Source organism: Clostridium sp. (assembly GCF_050717635.1).
Taxonomy (GTDB): Bacteria; Bacillota; Clostridia; order Clostridiales; family Clostridiaceae; genus Clostridium_AD.
In genome coordinates, this window is the sequence record NZ_JBOITO010000039.1 from 352,951 (window position 1) to 370,064 (window position 17,114).

Below are 17,114 nucleotides of genomic sequence, written 5' to 3' on the forward strand. Positions count from 1 at the left end.
CACTTTTTTAAGCTTCAACTACAGGTTCAACAGTAACTGCTTCCTCTGCAACTTCTTCTTCATCTTCTATTTCTTTTCTTGCAACTATAGCTGCATAAACTTCATCTTCTTCATCAGTAACTTTAATTTTTTCATTCAAATCGAAGTCTTTTATTGTAACTGAATCTCCAAGTTTTCTATCTGCTACATTGATAGTTACATAATCTGGCATTATATCCATTGTTCCAAAAACATCTATTTCAGATTTATAAACTGCAAGCTCAAGTAAATTGTCTATAAGGTTAGATTCACCCTCGAAAGTAATTGGTAATTGTAATTTTACTTCTTGGTCTAGCGCAACAATTTGTATGTCTATATGGTTTATTTTTGCTGATACAGGATGTCTTTGAATTTCTTTAACAAATCCAAATTTCTTTTCTTCTCCGTATTTAACCCATACTTTTGAATTAGAACCATGTTTTTTAAGAATCTTTATTAATTCTACTAAATCAAACTTTACAGATATTGCTTCCTTAATCTTATCTCCATACATTACACCTGCAACAAAACCTTCTTCGTTAAATTTATGCTTTGTTGGAATTCTTTCAAATGCATCTAAAATTGTTTCATTCATAATAATTCGCTCCTCTTGGCTTATTAAGCCCTTTTGTTTAGTCTTTTACCTACATATGTTACCAATACTAATTTCCACTGAATTTTACGTTGAACTTTAAAATAATTTTATTTTTTTAACCAACAGACTTAAAAATTTAATATGTATAATTATAAATATTAAAAGACAACTTTAATTCTGCTATGTCTAATAATAGTAAATACATATATTAGATTTCTATATTGTATCTATTATTTATATTAATAAAAAAACAGCATCACTACTCAAACGGTAGCATTAGTAATTAAACATAATTATATTATATCACATCTTAGCACATATTATCACTTAATAGCAAACAGAAGTTACATACTATGTTACTAATTTTTGCAACCGTAATAAAACTCTTCATTTAATCGTTCTTAACTGCTATAATTATATTTATAAATATGTATTGGAGGAATTAAATTGATTGAATTCAAAAAAATACCACTTGTAAAACTTATCCCTATAATTATAATTACTTTTCTTCTTTTTAGGATAATAAATAACATTGAAAATATAGGTTCACTCTTTCAAAGAACTTCATCTTTACTTAGTTTTTTTATTTGGGGTTTCGTTATAGCATATTTACTTAATCCACTTATGGTCTACATTGAAAAGGAAACAAAAATAAAAAGAATTTATAGTATAAGCATAATTTATACTGTTCTTATAGGTATAATTATTCTAATAATCACTTTGATCACACCTAACGTTATTAAAAGTGTTCTCGATTTATTTGCTAATATCCCTAAATTTGCAAATAAAACATATAGCTGGTCTATTAATTTTCTATCTAAAAATGAACTATTAAATAATTATAATATTAGCTCTTATTTAAAAGATTACCTCAATAATTTTAATAGTGATATATCTACATATTTTGCCCCTGGACTACAAATCATAATTGATAACCTAATGAATTTAACTTCTTTATTTATTAAATTAATGACTGGTATTGTAATTTCAATTTATTTTTTAGCTGACAAAGAATCTATTATTAATTATTTCAAAAAATTTATTTACGCTATCTCAAGTAAATCTGTTGCTATCTGGCTAATCGATTTCGGAAAAATAGTTCATACTACTGTTAGTAGATATTTTGTTGGAAAAATAATAACCTCTATTATTTTTGGTTGTATTACTTTTATTGGATTCTTGATATTAAAAATACCCTATGCGTTGCCTTTTAGTTTATTTATAGGGGTAACAAATATGATTCCTTACTTCGGAAATATTATGGGTATGATTCCAGCTGTGATAATAACGCTATTCTTTAGTCCAATTAAGTCTGTAGAATTAGTACTATTCGTTGTAACCTTAAGTAATATAGATGGATGGTTCATTTCCCCAAAAATTATTGGCGATAAAGTTGGACTTAGTCCACTACTCATAATTCTCGGGCTTGTTCTCGGTGGAGGTCTTTTCGGCATTTGGGGAATGTTACTTGGAATTCCCGCTATAGCCTTAGTTAAGATGTTATTGGATGATTTTATTAACAAAAGACTTAAAAACTGAAAAAATGGTGCCACCCACGTGGCAAGTGGCATCTTATAATCATAAAGGTTCGGCAAGTAAATTGCCGAACCTTTATGATTACTTAATAATTTCTATCTTTATTTTTTATATCTACTCCACCAAAAGCTACAAAACAATGCAAGGTTAAAATTGGTGCATCTGGATTGTCATAGTTTCTGCCTCTAGTTTTATTTGACCATCCTCCGAAAATAGGAACGCCTTTCACTACAATCTTCCAATCTGGAGGAACTATTATATCCACTCCGCCAAAAGCAGCTGTTACATCTATTCTTGCAGCATTATTTAAGAGACAAGCATCTCTAAGATCTAAATCAACACCACCAAAAAGTGCAACAAGACTACCACCTTTAAAGTTTTTAGAGACATTTCTGGTTTTTACGCCTGAAAAAAGTGCTAAATTATCTACCATATCCTCGTCAATTTCTGCTTTACTAAACTCATGATCTTCTTTATTAAATTCATAGTTTCTTTTAGCTGAATTTCTTGGGACTAACATTGATACCCCAATAGCTATTATTATTCCTGGCCAAAAAAATCTTGCTAGGCTAACACTAATTATATCAAGCTTTCGCATTTGGAATAGTACACCAAGCACTATTAATACGATTCCTGAAGTTTTAGAAACGGGTTTACCACTTAACTGACTTACCCCAGCTCCTATTAGTATAAGTGGCCACCACATTGATATTATATGCCCCAAGCTCCAAAATCCCAATTGTTGAAATATTGCACTAACACCAATTAATATAAAAATGATTCCTAACCAAACTTTACTTTTCAAAATAATCGCCCCCCCCCTTTAGTGCCACCCACGTGGCAAGTGGCATCTTTATAACAATAACTTATCCTTTTATTTGTGTCAACAAGATTATTGCCTGCCAGCCCCACTACTTTATTATATATGCGAATAAAAGGGGTGCAATGTTAATTTATATTTATTTTATTTGACTACAGCGCAATATCATTTATAAATATTTCTAGGGAAGACGTATCTGAAAATATCCATATGGAATCTAATTTATCTAATTTAACACTTCTATTCATTCTACCATATCCACTCTTACCTAAGGATAGCTCAAATTTTTTTTCATCCGCGCTAAACGTCAATTTACAGTCATTTCTCATAACTAACTTAAAATCTCCGAAAAGATTCTCTACCTCCAGTTTTAATTCTAAAACCTCTCCACATATCCACTTTGATATATATTATTATACAAATCCCCTTTTGGACACATGCCTTGAGGCGATATGAACATAATATCTTTTCCTCTTGCACCAAGTACCATATAATAATTATTGTTTTCCTTCCAAACCTTTGGATCTCTAACATGTAATTAGATAATCATAGTTACCCTCTTCTTTTACATTTCCAGTATAAAATAAATATAATTCTTCACCTTCTACTAAAGCTGATCCCGAATAAACTCCATCTCTATCAAATTCACGGTCTGGATATAAGGCTATTCCTAAATCATCCCAGTGAAGAAAATCTGTTGATTTATAATGAGCCCAAACTTTCAATCCACCATTTGCATCTAGTGGCGAATATTGATAAAACACATGATATTCGCCCTTAAAATAACATAAACCATTGGGATCATTAAACCATCCAATTTTAGGCATAATATGATATAACAATAGCTACATTACCTTTAAATAGACTATTTAGTGCAGTTTCTTCATCTTGGATTTCTGTTATAAATTGGAGCTCTTCATCACTTATTTTAAGTATATTAGCCCTAGGCAGAAATTCCAATATTGCCCTTCTGCATTCATCATCGCTATTCCATAGTGGTAGCCTTATATTAGGGTCAAAACTTATAATACCATTTTTAGCCTTGCAATATTCTATAGCTTTACTATGAGCGATTTTGATCAGAGCATCTATTAGACTAGCAGAGCAAAAATGAAGAGTATCTCCTTCCTCAAAATCGCTGCTATTTATTTCTTTTTTAGTATAAACAAAATATCTAATGGGCACAATACCCACAATATAAATCCAATAAAATTTTGAAAGGTGGTTCTCTATGAAGGATAAGAACTTAGATGATACAAATAACTTAGAAGATGAATGGGATGAAGATGATATTTTAAGTAATGATTTATCTAGCATGTCTAACATGTCTAATATGATTAGTATATCTAACATTTTCATGCCTAACACACCAAACATACCAAACATACTTAGCATTAATAATGATAACATTTTAGAAGATATTTTCGATGAAAATAAAGAGAATAATAAAGATTAATTTTTAAGGCAGGTATATCTGCCTTATTTTAATTTAGTTTATAAAAACTCATCCTATTTATTACAATTGCAATTTTTTCAGTTTATAGAATTCTCCCTGCCTTGCCACTAATTCATCATATGTACCAAATTCAACACATATTCCATTACTCATAACTGCAATCTTGTCTGCATCTCTTATAGTCGATAATCTATGAGCTACTATAAAAGTAGTACGCCCTTTGATTAAGTTATTCATAGCCTTCTGAACTTGTAATTCGGATATATTATCTAGCGCTGAAGTAGCCTCATCTAACATAATTATTTGAGGATCACGTATAAGTGCCCTTGCAATAGCTATACGTTGCCTTTGTCCACCTGATAACTTTCCACCATGTTCACCAACCTGAGTATCAATTCCACCAGGTAATTTAGAAGTAAACTCTTTAATATTTGCATATTCCATAATTACATCTAACTTTTCATCATCTACTGAAGATAGACCATAGGTTATATTTTCACGCAACGTTCCTGAAAAAAGAAGTGTGTTTTGCGGAACCACTGCAATAAATTTTCTATAGCTTGTTAAGTCTAACTCAGACATATCAACACCATCCAGTAAAATTCTCCCTTTAGTAGGACTATTGAATCCTACTATGAGATTAAGTATAGTGCTTTTACCTGCTCCAGATTCTCCTACAAATGCAATACACTCACCTTTTTTAACATGAAGATTAAAGTCTTTAAGTACAGGTTCCTTCGAATCTCCATAGCTAAACTCAACATTTTCAAAGTTAATATCTCCACTAACACTCTTAACTTTCACTTTACCCTTATTATTCTCCACATCATTTGCTGTAAGTATTTCGCCTACAGAACTTATTGACTCCATACCCTTTACTAGGATTGGATAGGTATTCATTACATTGGCAACTTGATTCAGTATTGAAGTAAAATACCCCTGATACAAAACTACTTCTCCTATAGTTATTCTACCCATATAGGCTTGATAACCGGTGAATCCCAAAGATATTACCTGAAAAACCTGAAATACAACCCAACTTGAGGCTCCGAAAAAAGCATTTATTAGGTCCAAGTGATATCCTTTACTCTTAACCAAATTTAATTGGAGTTGCATCTTTTCAATCTCTACATTTTCTAGGCCATGAGCTCTTGTAACCGGAACCATCTCAACCATTTCAGCTACATTAGCCGACATTTCTTCTATTTCTTTACGAAAGTCTGTATTGCTTGTCCTAATATTTTTTCTGAATAATCCTGTAAATATAAGTGCCGTGGGCAATGTTATAAAGAAAAATAAAGCCATCATTGGACTTTTAGTAACTGTAATAATTAGAGCTATAGTAATATTAAATACCAGTGGAAGTATTGTTGAATAAATCTGCATAGACAATAACTGAATAGCCTCAACATCCCTAAGTACCTTTGACTGTAATTTTCCCGATTTAAGTTCTTTATGATAAGAAATAGAAAGTATCTGAAGTTTCGAAACTAAGTTGCTCCTAAGTTTTGCTTCCACATACCTTACAGGTTGAGCTAGATATTTAATATGCATCATTTGAGTTGGAACATTTTGAATTATAGCAATGAATGCTATTATTAAATTTAATCTTAACGAGCTTAAGCTGTATTCAGATGGATTGCTGGCAATATTAATTATATTTGCTGTGACTATAGGAATTATCCACACAGGTGAATTTTTAACAACAAAAAACATTATTGATACCAAGAGTTTTCCCCAGTTTCCCTTATACATATATAAAAGAGTTATCAGTGGTTTGTTATTATTGAACTTGTAACTCTCAAGTAGATTCTCAAAATCATTACCATTGTCTTGCTTCATATAAAAACACCTCATTATATTATATCATGTAACGTTATAGTTACATTACATTTATATTTTAAGATAACATTTATACAATGTAAATAGCTCTTAAAATATTTTTCAGCATAAGTAAATTTAATTTTGGGCACCATATTAAAATAGAATTAATAAAGGGGATGTTTTTTATGAGCCAAAACAAAAGTATTGTAGCTGAAAATCAAAACTTTATTCCGGGCAGTAAAGGTATTGCACCTGATGAAGTTGCAACTAAAAAGCAAAGTATGGTTTCTTCTACCCAAGATAGTAGAAATGCCGAAAACGGATACAAGAATAATGGAAACGCTGGAATACAAGCTGCAAATCAACAAGCAACTAGAAACAAGAACTAGATAATATTAAATTACAGTAAACACATTAGCATAGAAAAGCACAGTAGATTTATATTAATCTGCTGTGCTTTTTCAAGTTTATTTTTTTAGAGCATCCCACTCCAGTCTCAGTATTCCATATAAATACATATCATATCGCTTGCCATCTCTATGTATAAATTCTCTATAGACCCCTTCTCTTTTGAAGCCTAATTTCTCATATAGTTTTATAGCAGTTTCATTGTATTCAAGCACAGTAAGCTCTATTCTATGCAAATTCAGCTCCTCAAATCCAAATTCCATGGTAAGGCTAAGAGCTTCCTTCGCATATCCGCGCCCCCTATGCTTTTCTTCTCCAATTCCTATATAAATTATTGCAGTCCCATTGTTCCAAGCTATATTTTCAAATCCTGTAATGCCAACAAATTCTTTATGCTCTAGATTTTTTATAGCAAAAATATAACCTGTACTACATTTTCTTATATCACTAATTATCTCTTTTACCTCTTCCACATCTTTAGGAATAGCACTAACTACATCATAATAGCGCATAAATTCTACATCAGTGTGCCACTTTTGAATTTCTGGAATATCTTCTTCATTAATAGAAGTAAGTTTAACTTTTTCCCCAATTAAAAGATTTTTCACTATATCACTTCCCTCTATTTTTTTTAATATTACTTGAGTTATCTTCAAAAAAATAGACTAGCCTAGCTAGTCTATTTTTTATGAAATAATCTTACAAAGATGGTTGACACTAAAAATATACTTTTTTTCTAATTTCAAAGGATGATATGATAATTTAGATTTTCTAAGACCATCAATTCCTAGGTCTTGTTCTCTATTAATTATCTTAACATCACTAAAGCATCTATCGATAAAAGTTTTGTTAATAAAGCTGTACACTCCACTATAATTCATATCTCCCTTTTCTATATGAATTACTGCTAAACCATCATTTAATTTTTCTCCTAAACTAAAAGCTACTATTTTGTCATCTACATAAACAGCTATACCAACAGTATTCATAGTATCCATGTTTTTCAACACATCTTTTATTCCCTGTAATTCATAAAAAAGCATATGATCATCGCTATTATCCTCATACCATTTTTCTGCAGCTACTATTACATCTTTTTTAACATCTTCATCTTCAATATCTTTAACTTCATAATTATAATTTTTAATAAATGAATTATAATGATTCTTTTTCCCATGTAGCTTCTTACCCGAAAGCTTTATAAGCTTTTCAGCTTCATACAAATAATCAAAATTATCTCTATCTTCTTTTATGCAAAGACACTTAACATCATGATCATCATATATGTCTTTTATTTCTCTCATAAATTCTTCATCAAGGTCTTTAAATAAATAATCCATATTGCGTTCTGTCTTATACTCCATTAGTTCCTTTATTATTTCTTTAAGATTTTCTTTGTTATAGCCTAATGGCTGCATAAAGTAGTATTTTCCTTCAAAATCTTTTTTCTTTATTATTAGAGCATCTTTATAAGTAGTAAAACAAACATCGCAAGCTTTTCTCCATATATATAAAGTTGTAAAAGAATATTCGCAGCTTAAAAATTTATATGGATTTATAAAATTCTCCAATATATCCTTATCCTCAATTACAAGTCTTTTAAAAATCATTATATCAACCTTTCCCTTCAATATGAGACATAAATATAAATATCTATTTACATCAATACATTATTATACACTATTTTCTAGGTTTTTGCAAATGAATCTTCTGTGAACCATCATAACTTCCAAATAAAAAATTTATAATCATAAAATAAATGTTAGTCTTTTCCGTTCTTCTCTGTAACTGTTACTTTATAATAATTATTATGATTTACTATATCATTGTATCATGGTATTATGATATAGTAAATACAATATCAATAATATAATTTAATTAAATCCACTTACAAATTTATATTAAATTAATATCCTAGGAGGTGATGCATACTTGGACAATATTTCTTTCATATTAGCATTTTCAGCAGGCTTACTTTCTTTTTTATCCCCCTGTGTTTTACCACTAGTACCAGCGTACATTAGTTACTTAACTGGAACAGCCATTGATGAATTAGATAATAAAAAAGCAAAACTTACTATATTATATAAATCTTTTGGATTTGTGTTAGGTTTTTCTATTATTTTCATTATAATGGGTGCATCTATAACCACCCTTGGCAAACTTTTTAACGATAATGTAATTATTTTCAGAAAAATTAGTGGAACTTTAATGATTATATTCGGATTCCATACAATGGGTTTACTAAAGATTAAGCTGCTTTATAGAGAAAAAAGATTTTTTTCATTTAATAAAGCTAGTGGTAAGTTCGGTTCTATACTTATGGGTATGGCTTTTGCTGCTGGTTGGACCCCTTGTATAGGTCCTATACTATCATCTATACTTATCTATGCAAGTAGTTTTGAAACAATAGGAAAGGGTATTATTTTGCTTTCTGTATATTCATTAGGTCTTGCCGTTCCCTTTATATTGACTGCACTTGCAATCGGTAGCTTTACAAAACACAAAAATGTGATTTTTAAATATTTACCTATAGTATCCTATATAAGTGGAATACTCTTAGTAGCAATGGGTGTTCTTATTTTCACAGATAAAGTAAGTAAACTAAGCCGTTATTTTGAGTTTTTTAATTTTTAATTGATTGGAGGAAAATAATGAAAAAACTAATTCTACCATTACTTGTTATCTTAGTATTTGGCATAAGTATCTACACTGTAACTAATTATAATAAAAACAAAGCAAAGGATTTAGCCATAGCTAAAGAAGAAAATTCTAAGGAAAATAGTACAACTCCAAGTTCAGAAGCTGCAACTGAAAAAGAACCTGCTTCTGGTGAAAATACTACTCCTGAAAAAATACCAGCTTTAGATTTCAAACTTAAGGATTTAAACGGCAAGGAAGTATCCCTAAGTGATTTCAAAGGTAAAAAAGTGTTTCTAAATTTTTGGGCAAGTTGGTGCCCTCCTTGCAAAGCAGAAATGCCTGATATTGAAAAAGTATATAATGAAACTAAGGATTCTGATTTAGTTATCCTAGCTATAAATGTTGGTGAGAGCAGGGACGCAGCAAAATCTTTTATTGATGATAACAAATTCAGCTTTAAAGTCTTATTGGATTCAGATGAAAATACATCTAATCAATATAAACTTACTGGATATCCAACTTCATATTTTATTGATACAGAAGGTAATATTGTATCAACAAAAATTGGATACATGACCCTAGAAGAAATGAAAGCCCACATTAGTGAACTATAATCTCATATCACTTTAAAATAAAACGCCTTAGGAAATTTTAACAATTTTCTAAGGGTTTTACTTTTCTTATCATAACTCTACCTATATATATCAGAGAATTCTATTGATAGATTTTCATCATAGTTTGTTTTAAATACCTCTCTATTTTTTAAACTATTTTCTTCTTGTTCTTTATCAATTACTCTAACTGGTAGAGTTATGATAAATTCACTTCCCATTCCCTCTTCACTACTTACAGAAATTCCACCGCCATGCAATTCTACTAGCGACTTTACTAACGCTAGTCCTATCCCACTACCTTCATTTTGCCTGGATGTAGACTTATCAATTTGAGCAAATCGTTCAAAAATAAATTTCAACTTATCTTTTGGAATTCCTATGCCTGTATCCTTCACAGATATTTCAACAAAATCACCTTTATCCAAAATATTAACTAGAATACTTCCATTCTTTTTGGTAAATTTAACTGCATTAGATAATAAATTCAGCATAATTCTCTCAATTTTTTCTTCATCAAAAGCTATTGTTTTTTCTTCTACATCAGTATCAAATATAAGGGTTATGCCATTATTCTTTATATACTCAGCCACGGATTGAGATATTTCTTCTACAATATACACTATATCTCCATTTTTTAGGTTAAGGCTTATGTAGTTTGCATCTATTTTAGTTGTATCTATTATATTATTTATAAGTCTAAGTAACCTTAAAGAATTCTGATTCATTATCTTGATATAATATTTAATTTTTTCATCACCTAAGCTTTTTGATCCATCAAGAGACTTTAATAACTGTATTGTACTACAAATTACATTTAGAGGAGTTCTAAGTTCATGTGACATATTAGCTAAAAATTCTGTTTTCACCTTGTCATTTTCCATAAGATCTTCCACATGTCTATTAGTTTCTTCACTTTGTATCCTAAGTGTTTCAACTTTATTTTCAGCTACTGAAATCTCATGTACCAGTGATAATGCTCCTTTGACCGAATGTTTTAAGGTTATCAACGTATTAGTCCTACACAATAACTCATTCATCTTAAAAGGTTTCTTTAAATAATCATTTGCACCACACTCAAAGGACAGAACTAAGTTCTCTAGATTACTGTCTGCAGTCATAATTAATACTGGGAGTTCAAACATAGACTGTTTTTCCCTAATTATTTCACATACTTTATAGCCTAAAATATCAGGCATCATCATATCAAGAATTACTAAATCTAAATCTGCATTTTCTTCTACAAGCCTCAATGCTTCCTTACCGCTAGAAGCCTCTAAAACTTCAAAAGGTTTGCTAGATAAAAAGTTCTTTAGCACCTTAAGATTCACGTACTCATCGTCTACTATTAAAATTTTATATTTATCTGTAACACTAGAATTTATGTTTTTATTAATAATTTTTTTGACATTTTCCTTGGAAATACCTATTTTTTTAGCCTCTTTATTAAATTTATTATGTATATTTTCCATAGAATAACTCTTTTGCTGTTTCTTAGTACATAGTGGAAGCGTAAATTCAAATTCACTTCCTTCTCCCATAACCGAAGAAACCTTTATACTCCCACCCTGTATTTCAATAAGTTCTTTAGTTACATAAAGCCCTACTCCCGTTCCACCATACTTAACTGAAATTCCATCCACCTGCTCATATCGAGTAAAAATTTCTTGGAGCTTTTGCTTTGGGATTCCTATTCCTGTGTCTTTAACATATATATGAACAAATGAATTTTTTACAGCATAGGATAATGTTATTTGTCCAATGTTTGTAAATTTTATAGCGTTACCTAGTAAATTATATAGAATTTGTTGTATTCTATCTTCATCTCCAAATACATATGGTGTCTTTTCATCTATCGTACTTGTAAAAGTAACATTTTTATTATTTAACGAAATTTGACTAAATTTCATTACCATTTCTATCATATTACTCATACTAACACATTTCCTATTTAATACAATTTCATTGTTTTTAAGCTTAGAGAATGTCATCATATCGTTAACCAAGTTAGTTAATCGTTTTGCACTAGAATTTACCAAAAATAAATCTTCTCTAAGTTCCTCATCTAAGATACGGTTCTTATTTTTTACTATTCCTTCGGTTAATCCAATAATCCCGTTAAGTGGGGTTTTTAACTCGTGAGAAGTCATAGCAAAAAAATCATCTTTTAAGTGATCTACTGATTTTAGTTTAGTACTAATATTTTCAACTCTTGAAAGTTCATTTGCTTGCCTTTTTGCTAAAACATAGTAATTCACAAGAATAAATATCAATATCCCTAGCGATGCAAAAGAACCTGTAATTATTATACTATATTCATATAAAATATCATTAATTCTCGTAATAATTAGTGCAAATAGTCCTACTATAACTATATAGTCAGTCCCTTCTTTATGTATAGAAAGTTTGTACATCATATAAAAAAGTGACAAAAGCGCAAATATCTCAAAAGGCGGTAAATAATATATATAATATTCAATAGGAAGAAAAATTACCATTACAGTATATAATAAAGCTAAATAATTTGATGTTTTAATAACCTTATCTGAAATTGTTTTTTTATATGAACTATATATAAATAAAATTATAAAAGGAATGTACGAGTAAAAAGTCCATATTTTTAACTTTGTAAAGAAATTATAATTAAAGTTAGGTAACAACGAAATAATGAAACCTTCGCCAACAAATAATGTTCTAATGGCAATAATTATACAAACCATTGCAAAATATAATTGAGCCTTGTCTTTTCTTCTATTAATAAATACACCCAAACTATATATAGCAGCCATAATGGTACATCCAATAATAAATAAATCTAATGCTAGTTTATTCTCCCTCATAGCTGTAATTTCCCAAGATCTACCTAACACTAATGTATCTATGAATGCATATTGCTTGTAGAAATTACTGATTCTAAGTAATAAGTAACTTTGACCATTTTCTACGTAGAAGGAACCTATTGCGGGGACTCGTTGTAGCACCATTTCATCTTTTGTCTTACTCACCTGCCCAACAGAGGTTATTAATCTATTATCAGCCATAAGTTCGAATGCACCTTGGATATAATCTGCTTTCACTGAATAAAGGTTCTCATTATTATTCATAAGTAACTTCAATTTATATGTACAATATCCCTGATGTTCCAAAATGCCTGGTAGCTTTTTATAGCTCATAGCTTCTTCAGAAGCACTTTTAAAATCACTAGGCATATACAGCTCATTATCATAAAACTCCCACTCTCCATTAAGTTTTATCATACCATCCCTTTTAAAATCCCAATTTCTTAAATCTAATACTCCCTCCACAGCCATAGGTATATTTTTTTCTGTATGACTAACTTCGCTACTTCCTTTAATTATTGTCAAAAGTATAATTAAAGTTATTGATAGCAAAATAAATATTTTACTTTTATTAGACTTAATTTCTTTCATGAATTAGCTCCTTTATTAATTTTGTTTGTAATAACGTATTAAGCTAAATGCTTACAATATATAATAACATATTATATGTAATATACGTATATATTACAACAAAACAGTACACATTGTTACAAGTATTTTATACTTAAAATAAATAATGCATTACAATATTGTCGAAAACAGACAAAAAATTTGAAATTTTGAATTATTTACTCTTGATTGTTTTATATCCAATATAAAACAATTGTTAAAACATTAATGCTAAATCAATACAAATACTTCTTAATTCATGGTATAATCTTGTTAGTTAAATCTTAAGGAGTGTGAACACAGTATGGACCCCGATGCGTGGCAAATTATATCTTTAGTTGTTTTATTAATGTTTTCCGCCTTTTTCTCTGCCTCTGAAACTGCTTTAATGAGTTTAAGCAAAATTAGGTTACGACATATGGTAGATTCCGAAACTAAAGGTGCTGAGAGAATTAATAAATTAATTAAAAATCCAAGTAAACTTTTAGGTTCTATTTTAGTAGGAAATAACATTTCAAATATTGGTGCATCTGCACTAGCAACTTCACTTGCAATTAACATTTATGGAGACTCTGGAGTAGCTATTGCAACAGCCATAATGACAATTGTTGTATTAATTTTTGCTGAAATAACACCAAAGTCATTAGCTGCACAAAATTCTGAAAAAATATCTCTAAAAGTTTCTGGCCCAATAAGTATAATTACCTTTGTTTTAAATCCACTTATTACAGTGTTAATTTATATAACAAATACAATTATTAAGATGCTTGGTGGCGAAATTGATAAGGTAAAACCATTTATTACTGAAGAAGAATTAAAAACAATGGTTAGTGTAAGTCATGAGGAAGGTGTTTTAGAAGGCGAAGAAAAACAAATGATTTATAATGTATTTGAGTTTGGAGATTCGCAAGCAAAGGATGTTATGACTCCACGAACAGATATGATTGTAGCAAATATAAACTCAACTTACCAAGAACTCATAAACATTTTTAGAGAAGAGCAATTCTCTAGATTACCTATATATGAAGAGACTGTCGATAATATTATTGGAGTTTTATATATTAAAGATTTAATTTTTTTCGAAGATGGAAAAGAAGAATTCAGTATAGAAAAGCATATGCGTGTTCCTTACTTTACTTATGAGTTTAAAAGCACTGTTGATTTATTTGCAGATATGCGTGCAAAGAGAGTACCTATAGCAATCTTATTAGATGAATATGGCGGTACCTCTGGTATTGTTACTATTGAGGATTTAGTAGAAGAAATTGTGGGCGATCTAGAAGATGAATACGACGATGACGAAGATAAAATTGAAGTTATTAAAGAAGATGAATACATTGTTGATGGCGATACTAAAATAAGCATGATTAATGAAATGATAGGCTTAAACATAGAATCAGAGGATTTTGATTCTATAGGTGGCTTTGTTACAGGGCTACTTGGTCGACTTCCAAAGACAGGTGAAACTATAAATTATAATGATACGAAATTCACTATACAAAGTACCAGCAGAAATCGTATTGTGAAAATGAAAATTATAACTTAACATAAAAAAAGTACTTAAAGCTTATTATCTAAACCAGCTTTAAGTACTTTAAAATTTGTAAATCTCCTATAAAATTTTCCTAGGAATTTGACATTTTATTTTCTTTTCTATAGAATCCAAAATAAATTTATCCTTAGGAGCTGCAAATAAATATGTGTATCCTTCTTCGCCAGCTCTTCCAGTTCTTCCTATACGATGTATATAGCCTTCCGCACTTTCAGGTATATCATAGTTATAAACATGACTCACTCCGTTTATATCAAGCCCTCTAGCCGCTACATCTGTGGCAATTAAATACTGAATGGCACAATTTTTAAATTCTTTCATTATTTTTTCTCTTTTTGATTGTGTTATATCAGAATGCAGCTTTTTACAGTTATATCCTTTTTTATAAAGCGCCATCTCAAGATCATCAACTCTTCTTTTAGTTCTACAAAAAATTATTGCCATAAAGGGATTACTTTCATCTAAAACCTTGCATAAATCTTCTTGTTTTCTTCTATCTGTGGTTTCTATTAAGAATTGTTTTATGTTTTTAAGTGTTGTTTGTTCCTTTTTAATAATTATTTCTTTAGGATCGTTCATAAACTTATAAGCAAGCTTTTTAACATCAGAGCTCATAGTTGCTGAAAAACATAATGTTTGCCTACTTTTCGGTGTTCTTTCTATAATAGCTTCAATATCATTCTTAAATCCCATAAGAAGCATTTGATCTGCCTCATCAAGCACTAAGGTCTTCAAATTATCCAGTACAACCGTACCACGACTAAGATGGTCAAGAAGCCTCCCTGGTGTTGCAATAACCAGATGAATATTTCCCTTTAGTTTTTTAAGCTGCACACCTATATCTTTTCCACCATAGGCAGCCAAAATATTTATTTTTTTATCCCCTACAAGTTTCCTCGCTTCTGCAGTTATCTGTATTGCAAGTTCTCTTGTTGGTGTAACTATTAATCCTTGAATTGTATTTATATCAGGGGACATATTATTAAACATCGGTAGTAGAAACGCCAGTGTTTTACCGGTACCTGTTTGTGCCTCTGCTATAATATCGCTACCTTCTTTTATGAGTGCAATACTTTGCTCTTGAATGGGAGTCGGCTCATTTATCCCTTGAATTTTAAGCATATTTAAAATATCGTCATTTATTCCTAATTTTTTAAACTTTATCATTATCATTTACCTTTCTATTTAAAACATATTTTTGTCAGTTTATTATACCATTGGTGCCACCCACGTGGCAAGTGGCATGTTAAAGATGCCACTTGCCACGTGGGTGGCACCATCTAAAAAAACAGCCAATCCACTAGGATTGGCTGTTTTTTTAATATAATTTATTTTTTTAATTCTTGAACTCCAGTTACTGAACTTTTATCATCCATTTTAAATGTAGATTTAGCTTCATCTGTAGTAAAATAAACATTTCCTTCTACTTTAGCATCTTTTAATTGAAAGTCGTTTGCTGTAACATAAAGGTCACCTTTAAAAATTCCATGTTCTATACTTCCAGCTGGACTACTAAAAGTTAATTTAGGTGCAGTCAAAGTGAATCTAGCAGTTACTTTACGATCTTCATCTTGAGTGTATAAAGCTATCTTACGTTGTAAAACTGCTGGATCTTTGGTATTTTTAAGTTCACCCTCAACTACGATATCTTTGTCAAAAGTTAAATCCTTTAATGTTGAAATAATCCATGTACCCTCACTGCTTATTCCTTTTTCAAAAGCTGCTTCAGTATCTACAAGTGATGCTGTTGTTACTACATCAGCAACTGCTGGTGTTGTTGCTTCAGTCTTTGCAGGTTCTTTTGCTTCGTCATTAGCACCACATCCTACTAATAATGTAGCACCTAGAGCTACTGATAATAATATTGCTTTGATTTTCATTTGGATACCCCCGTTGTTATTATTTTTTAATTAATGTTTTACATCTTGAACAAGATTATCATATCATATGTGATAAAAAAATATCAAGGTAAAATCCGTATAACTTCACTTACAAAATGAACAAAATCAAAAACTGGTGCCACCCACGTGGCAAGTGGCATGTTTATGATATCATCTGTTATTAAGTGGTATGTCAGGTAAGTTGTATAATGAAATGACCGAAGAATAAAAAAAATAAAGACTCAAGGGAAATACTCTAGTATAATGTTAAGTGACAAAACCAACATATACGGGAGGATTTCAAATGAGTCAATTAAATTTT

General features: G+C 30.1%; 17 protein-coding genes and 1 pseudogene. 6 read left to right on the forward strand and 12 right to left on the reverse strand.

Features of this window, described 5'->3' with window-relative positions; genetic code table 11:
* Positions 1–7: 7 nt before the first annotated feature.
* On the reverse strand, positions 8–613 hold the full coding sequence (locus tag ACREWB_RS20625; protein ID WP_431549342.1) for a 50S ribosomal protein L25: 606 nt from the start codon (positions 611–613) through the stop codon (positions 8–10).
* Positions 614–1,060: 447 nt separating this feature from the next.
* Here ACREWB_RS20625 and ACREWB_RS20630 point away from each other — a divergent pair, with 447 nt between their 5' ends.
* Positions 1,061–2,152, forward strand: coding sequence for an AI-2E family transporter (locus tag ACREWB_RS20630; RefSeq protein ID WP_431549343.1), 1,092 nt, complete (start codon positions 1,061–1,063; stop codon positions 2,150–2,152).
* A gap of 82 nt (positions 2,153–2,234) precedes the next feature.
* On the opposite strand, the gene ACREWB_RS20635 is transcribed toward ACREWB_RS20630, so the two are convergent.
* The 5 genes and pseudogenes from ACREWB_RS20635 to ACREWB_RS20655 all read right to left on the reverse strand — a co-directional run bounded on the left by ACREWB_RS20635 (position 2,235) and on the right by ACREWB_RS20655 (position 4,154).
* Entirely contained in the window at positions 2,235–2,954 is a 720-nt protein-coding gene (locus ACREWB_RS20635) for a LiaF transmembrane domain-containing protein (RefSeq protein ID WP_431549344.1), read from the reverse strand.
* A gap of 167 nt (positions 2,955–3,121) precedes the next feature.
* Positions 3,122–3,298 carry a hypothetical protein gene (locus ACREWB_RS20640; protein WP_503417251.1) on the reverse strand — a complete coding sequence of 59 codons (177 nt, stop codon included), beginning with the start codon at positions 3,296–3,298 and terminating at the stop codon, positions 3,122–3,124.
* Positions 3,299–3,345: 47 nt separating this feature from the next.
* Positions 3,346–3,474 (reverse strand): annotated as a pseudogene (locus tag ACREWB_RS20645) (hypothetical protein); the annotation flags it as partial.
* A gap of 22 nt (positions 3,475–3,496) precedes the next feature.
* Positions 3,497–3,796, reverse strand: coding sequence for a glycoside hydrolase family protein (locus ACREWB_RS20650; RefSeq protein WP_431549345.1), 300 nt, complete (start codon positions 3,794–3,796; stop codon positions 3,497–3,499).
* Positions 3,789–4,154, reverse strand: a complete 366-nt coding sequence (locus ACREWB_RS20655) for a PfkB family carbohydrate kinase (protein WP_431549346.1) — start codon at positions 4,152–4,154, stop codon at positions 3,789–3,791. Before ACREWB_RS20655 ends, ACREWB_RS20650 begins: the two co-directional genes overlap by 8 nt.
* A gap of 46 nt (positions 4,155–4,200) precedes the next feature.
* Between ACREWB_RS20655 and ACREWB_RS20660 the strand changes: the two genes are divergently transcribed.
* On the forward strand, positions 4,201–4,425 hold the full coding sequence (locus ACREWB_RS20660) for a hypothetical protein (RefSeq protein ID WP_431549347.1): 225 nt from the start codon (positions 4,201–4,203) through the stop codon (positions 4,423–4,425).
* 60 nt (positions 4,426–4,485) lie between these two features.
* On the opposite strand, the gene ACREWB_RS20665 is transcribed toward ACREWB_RS20660, so the two are convergent.
* Entirely contained in the window at positions 4,486–6,267 is a 1,782-nt protein-coding gene (locus ACREWB_RS20665; RefSeq protein WP_431549348.1) for an ABC transporter ATP-binding protein, read from the reverse strand.
* Positions 6,268–6,434: 167 nt separating this feature from the next.
* On the opposite strand from ACREWB_RS20665, the gene ACREWB_RS20670 reads away from it, so the two are divergent.
* A complete protein-coding gene (locus ACREWB_RS20670) occupies positions 6,435–6,638 on the forward strand; it encodes a hypothetical protein (RefSeq protein WP_431549349.1) in 204 nt (67 codons plus the stop codon).
* Between the two features lie 78 nt (positions 6,639–6,716).
* Here the strand turns inward: ACREWB_RS20670 and ACREWB_RS20675 are convergent, their stop codons facing one another.
* Together ACREWB_RS20675 and ACREWB_RS20680 are read right to left on the reverse strand one after the other, a co-directional pair.
* Complete coding sequence (locus ACREWB_RS20675; protein ID WP_431549371.1) at positions 6,717–7,268, reverse strand: GNAT family N-acetyltransferase; 552 nt, start codon at positions 7,266–7,268, stop codon at positions 6,717–6,719.
* 75 nt (positions 7,269–7,343) lie between these two features.
* Positions 7,344–8,270, reverse strand: coding sequence for a DUF2156 domain-containing protein (locus ACREWB_RS20680; RefSeq protein WP_431549372.1), 927 nt, complete (start codon positions 8,268–8,270; stop codon positions 7,344–7,346).
* A 319-nt stretch (positions 8,271–8,589) separates the two neighbouring features.
* On the opposite strand from ACREWB_RS20680, the gene ACREWB_RS20685 reads away from it, so the two are divergent.
* Positions 8,590–9,294, forward strand: a complete 705-nt coding sequence (locus ACREWB_RS20685; protein ID WP_431549350.1) for a cytochrome c biogenesis CcdA family protein — start codon at positions 8,590–8,592, stop codon at positions 9,292–9,294.
* A 17-nt stretch (positions 9,295–9,311) separates the two neighbouring features.
* Positions 9,312–9,914, forward strand: coding sequence for a TlpA family protein disulfide reductase (locus ACREWB_RS20690; RefSeq protein ID WP_431549351.1), 603 nt, complete (start codon positions 9,312–9,314; stop codon positions 9,912–9,914).
* Positions 9,915–9,991: 77 nt separating this feature from the next.
* Here ACREWB_RS20690 and ACREWB_RS20695 read toward each other — a convergent pair whose 3' ends face one another.
* A complete protein-coding gene (locus ACREWB_RS20695; RefSeq protein ID WP_431549352.1) occupies positions 9,992–13,342 on the reverse strand; it encodes an ATP-binding protein in 3,351 nt (1,116 codons plus the stop codon).
* Between the two features lie 322 nt (positions 13,343–13,664).
* Here ACREWB_RS20695 and ACREWB_RS20700 point away from each other — a divergent pair, with 322 nt between their 5' ends.
* On the forward strand, positions 13,665–14,906 hold the full coding sequence (locus ACREWB_RS20700) for an HlyC/CorC family transporter (RefSeq protein WP_431549353.1): 1,242 nt from the start codon (positions 13,665–13,667) through the stop codon (positions 14,904–14,906).
* A gap of 66 nt (positions 14,907–14,972) precedes the next feature.
* Here the strand turns inward: ACREWB_RS20700 and ACREWB_RS20705 are convergent, their stop codons facing one another.
* Complete coding sequence (locus ACREWB_RS20705) at positions 14,973–16,079, reverse strand: DEAD/DEAH box helicase (protein WP_431549373.1); 1,107 nt, start codon at positions 16,077–16,079, stop codon at positions 14,973–14,975.
* A 161-nt stretch (positions 16,080–16,240) separates the two neighbouring features.
* Positions 16,241–16,792 (reverse strand): hypothetical protein, encoded by a 552-nt coding sequence (locus ACREWB_RS20710; protein WP_431549354.1) that lies wholly within the window; start codon positions 16,790–16,792, stop codon positions 16,241–16,243.
* Positions 16,793–17,114 lie beyond the last annotated feature (322 nt).

Bases quoted from the DNA above. Each gene is read 5' to 3' on its own strand.
- ACREWB_RS20625 (WP_431549342.1), bottom strand. From the start codon at position 613: ATGAATGAAACAATTTTAGATGCATTTGAAAGAATTCCAACAAAGCAT.
- ACREWB_RS20640 (WP_503417251.1), bottom strand. From the start codon at position 3,298: ATGAGAAATGACTGTAAATTGACGTTTAGCGCGGATGAAAAAAAATTT.
- ACREWB_RS20650 (WP_431549345.1), bottom strand. From the start codon at position 3,796: ATGCCTAAAATTGGATGGTTTAATGATCCCAATGGTTTATGTTATTTT.
- ACREWB_RS20660 (WP_431549347.1), top strand. From the start codon at position 4,201: ATGAAGGATAAGAACTTAGATGATACAAATAACTTAGAAGATGAATGG.
- ACREWB_RS20665 (WP_431549348.1), bottom strand. From the start codon at position 6,267: ATGAAGCAAGACAATGGTAATGATTTTGAGAATCTACTTGAGAGTTAC.
- ACREWB_RS20670 (WP_431549349.1), top strand. From the start codon at position 6,435: ATGAGCCAAAACAAAAGTATTGTAGCTGAAAATCAAAACTTTATTCCG.
- ACREWB_RS20690 (WP_431549351.1), top strand. From the start codon at position 9,312: ATGAAAAAACTAATTCTACCATTACTTGTTATCTTAGTATTTGGCATA.
- ACREWB_RS20695 (WP_431549352.1), bottom strand. From the start codon at position 13,342: ATGAAAGAAATTAAGTCTAATAAAAGTAAAATATTTATTTTGCTATCA.
- ACREWB_RS20700 (WP_431549353.1), top strand. From the start codon at position 13,665: ATGGACCCCGATGCGTGGCAAATTATATCTTTAGTTGTTTTATTAATG.
- ACREWB_RS20705 (WP_431549373.1), bottom strand. From the start codon at position 16,079: ATGATAAAGTTTAAAAAATTAGGAATAAATGACGATATTTTAAATATG.
- ACREWB_RS20710 (WP_431549354.1), bottom strand. From the start codon at position 16,792: ATGAAAATCAAAGCAATATTATTATCAGTAGCTCTAGGTGCTACATTA.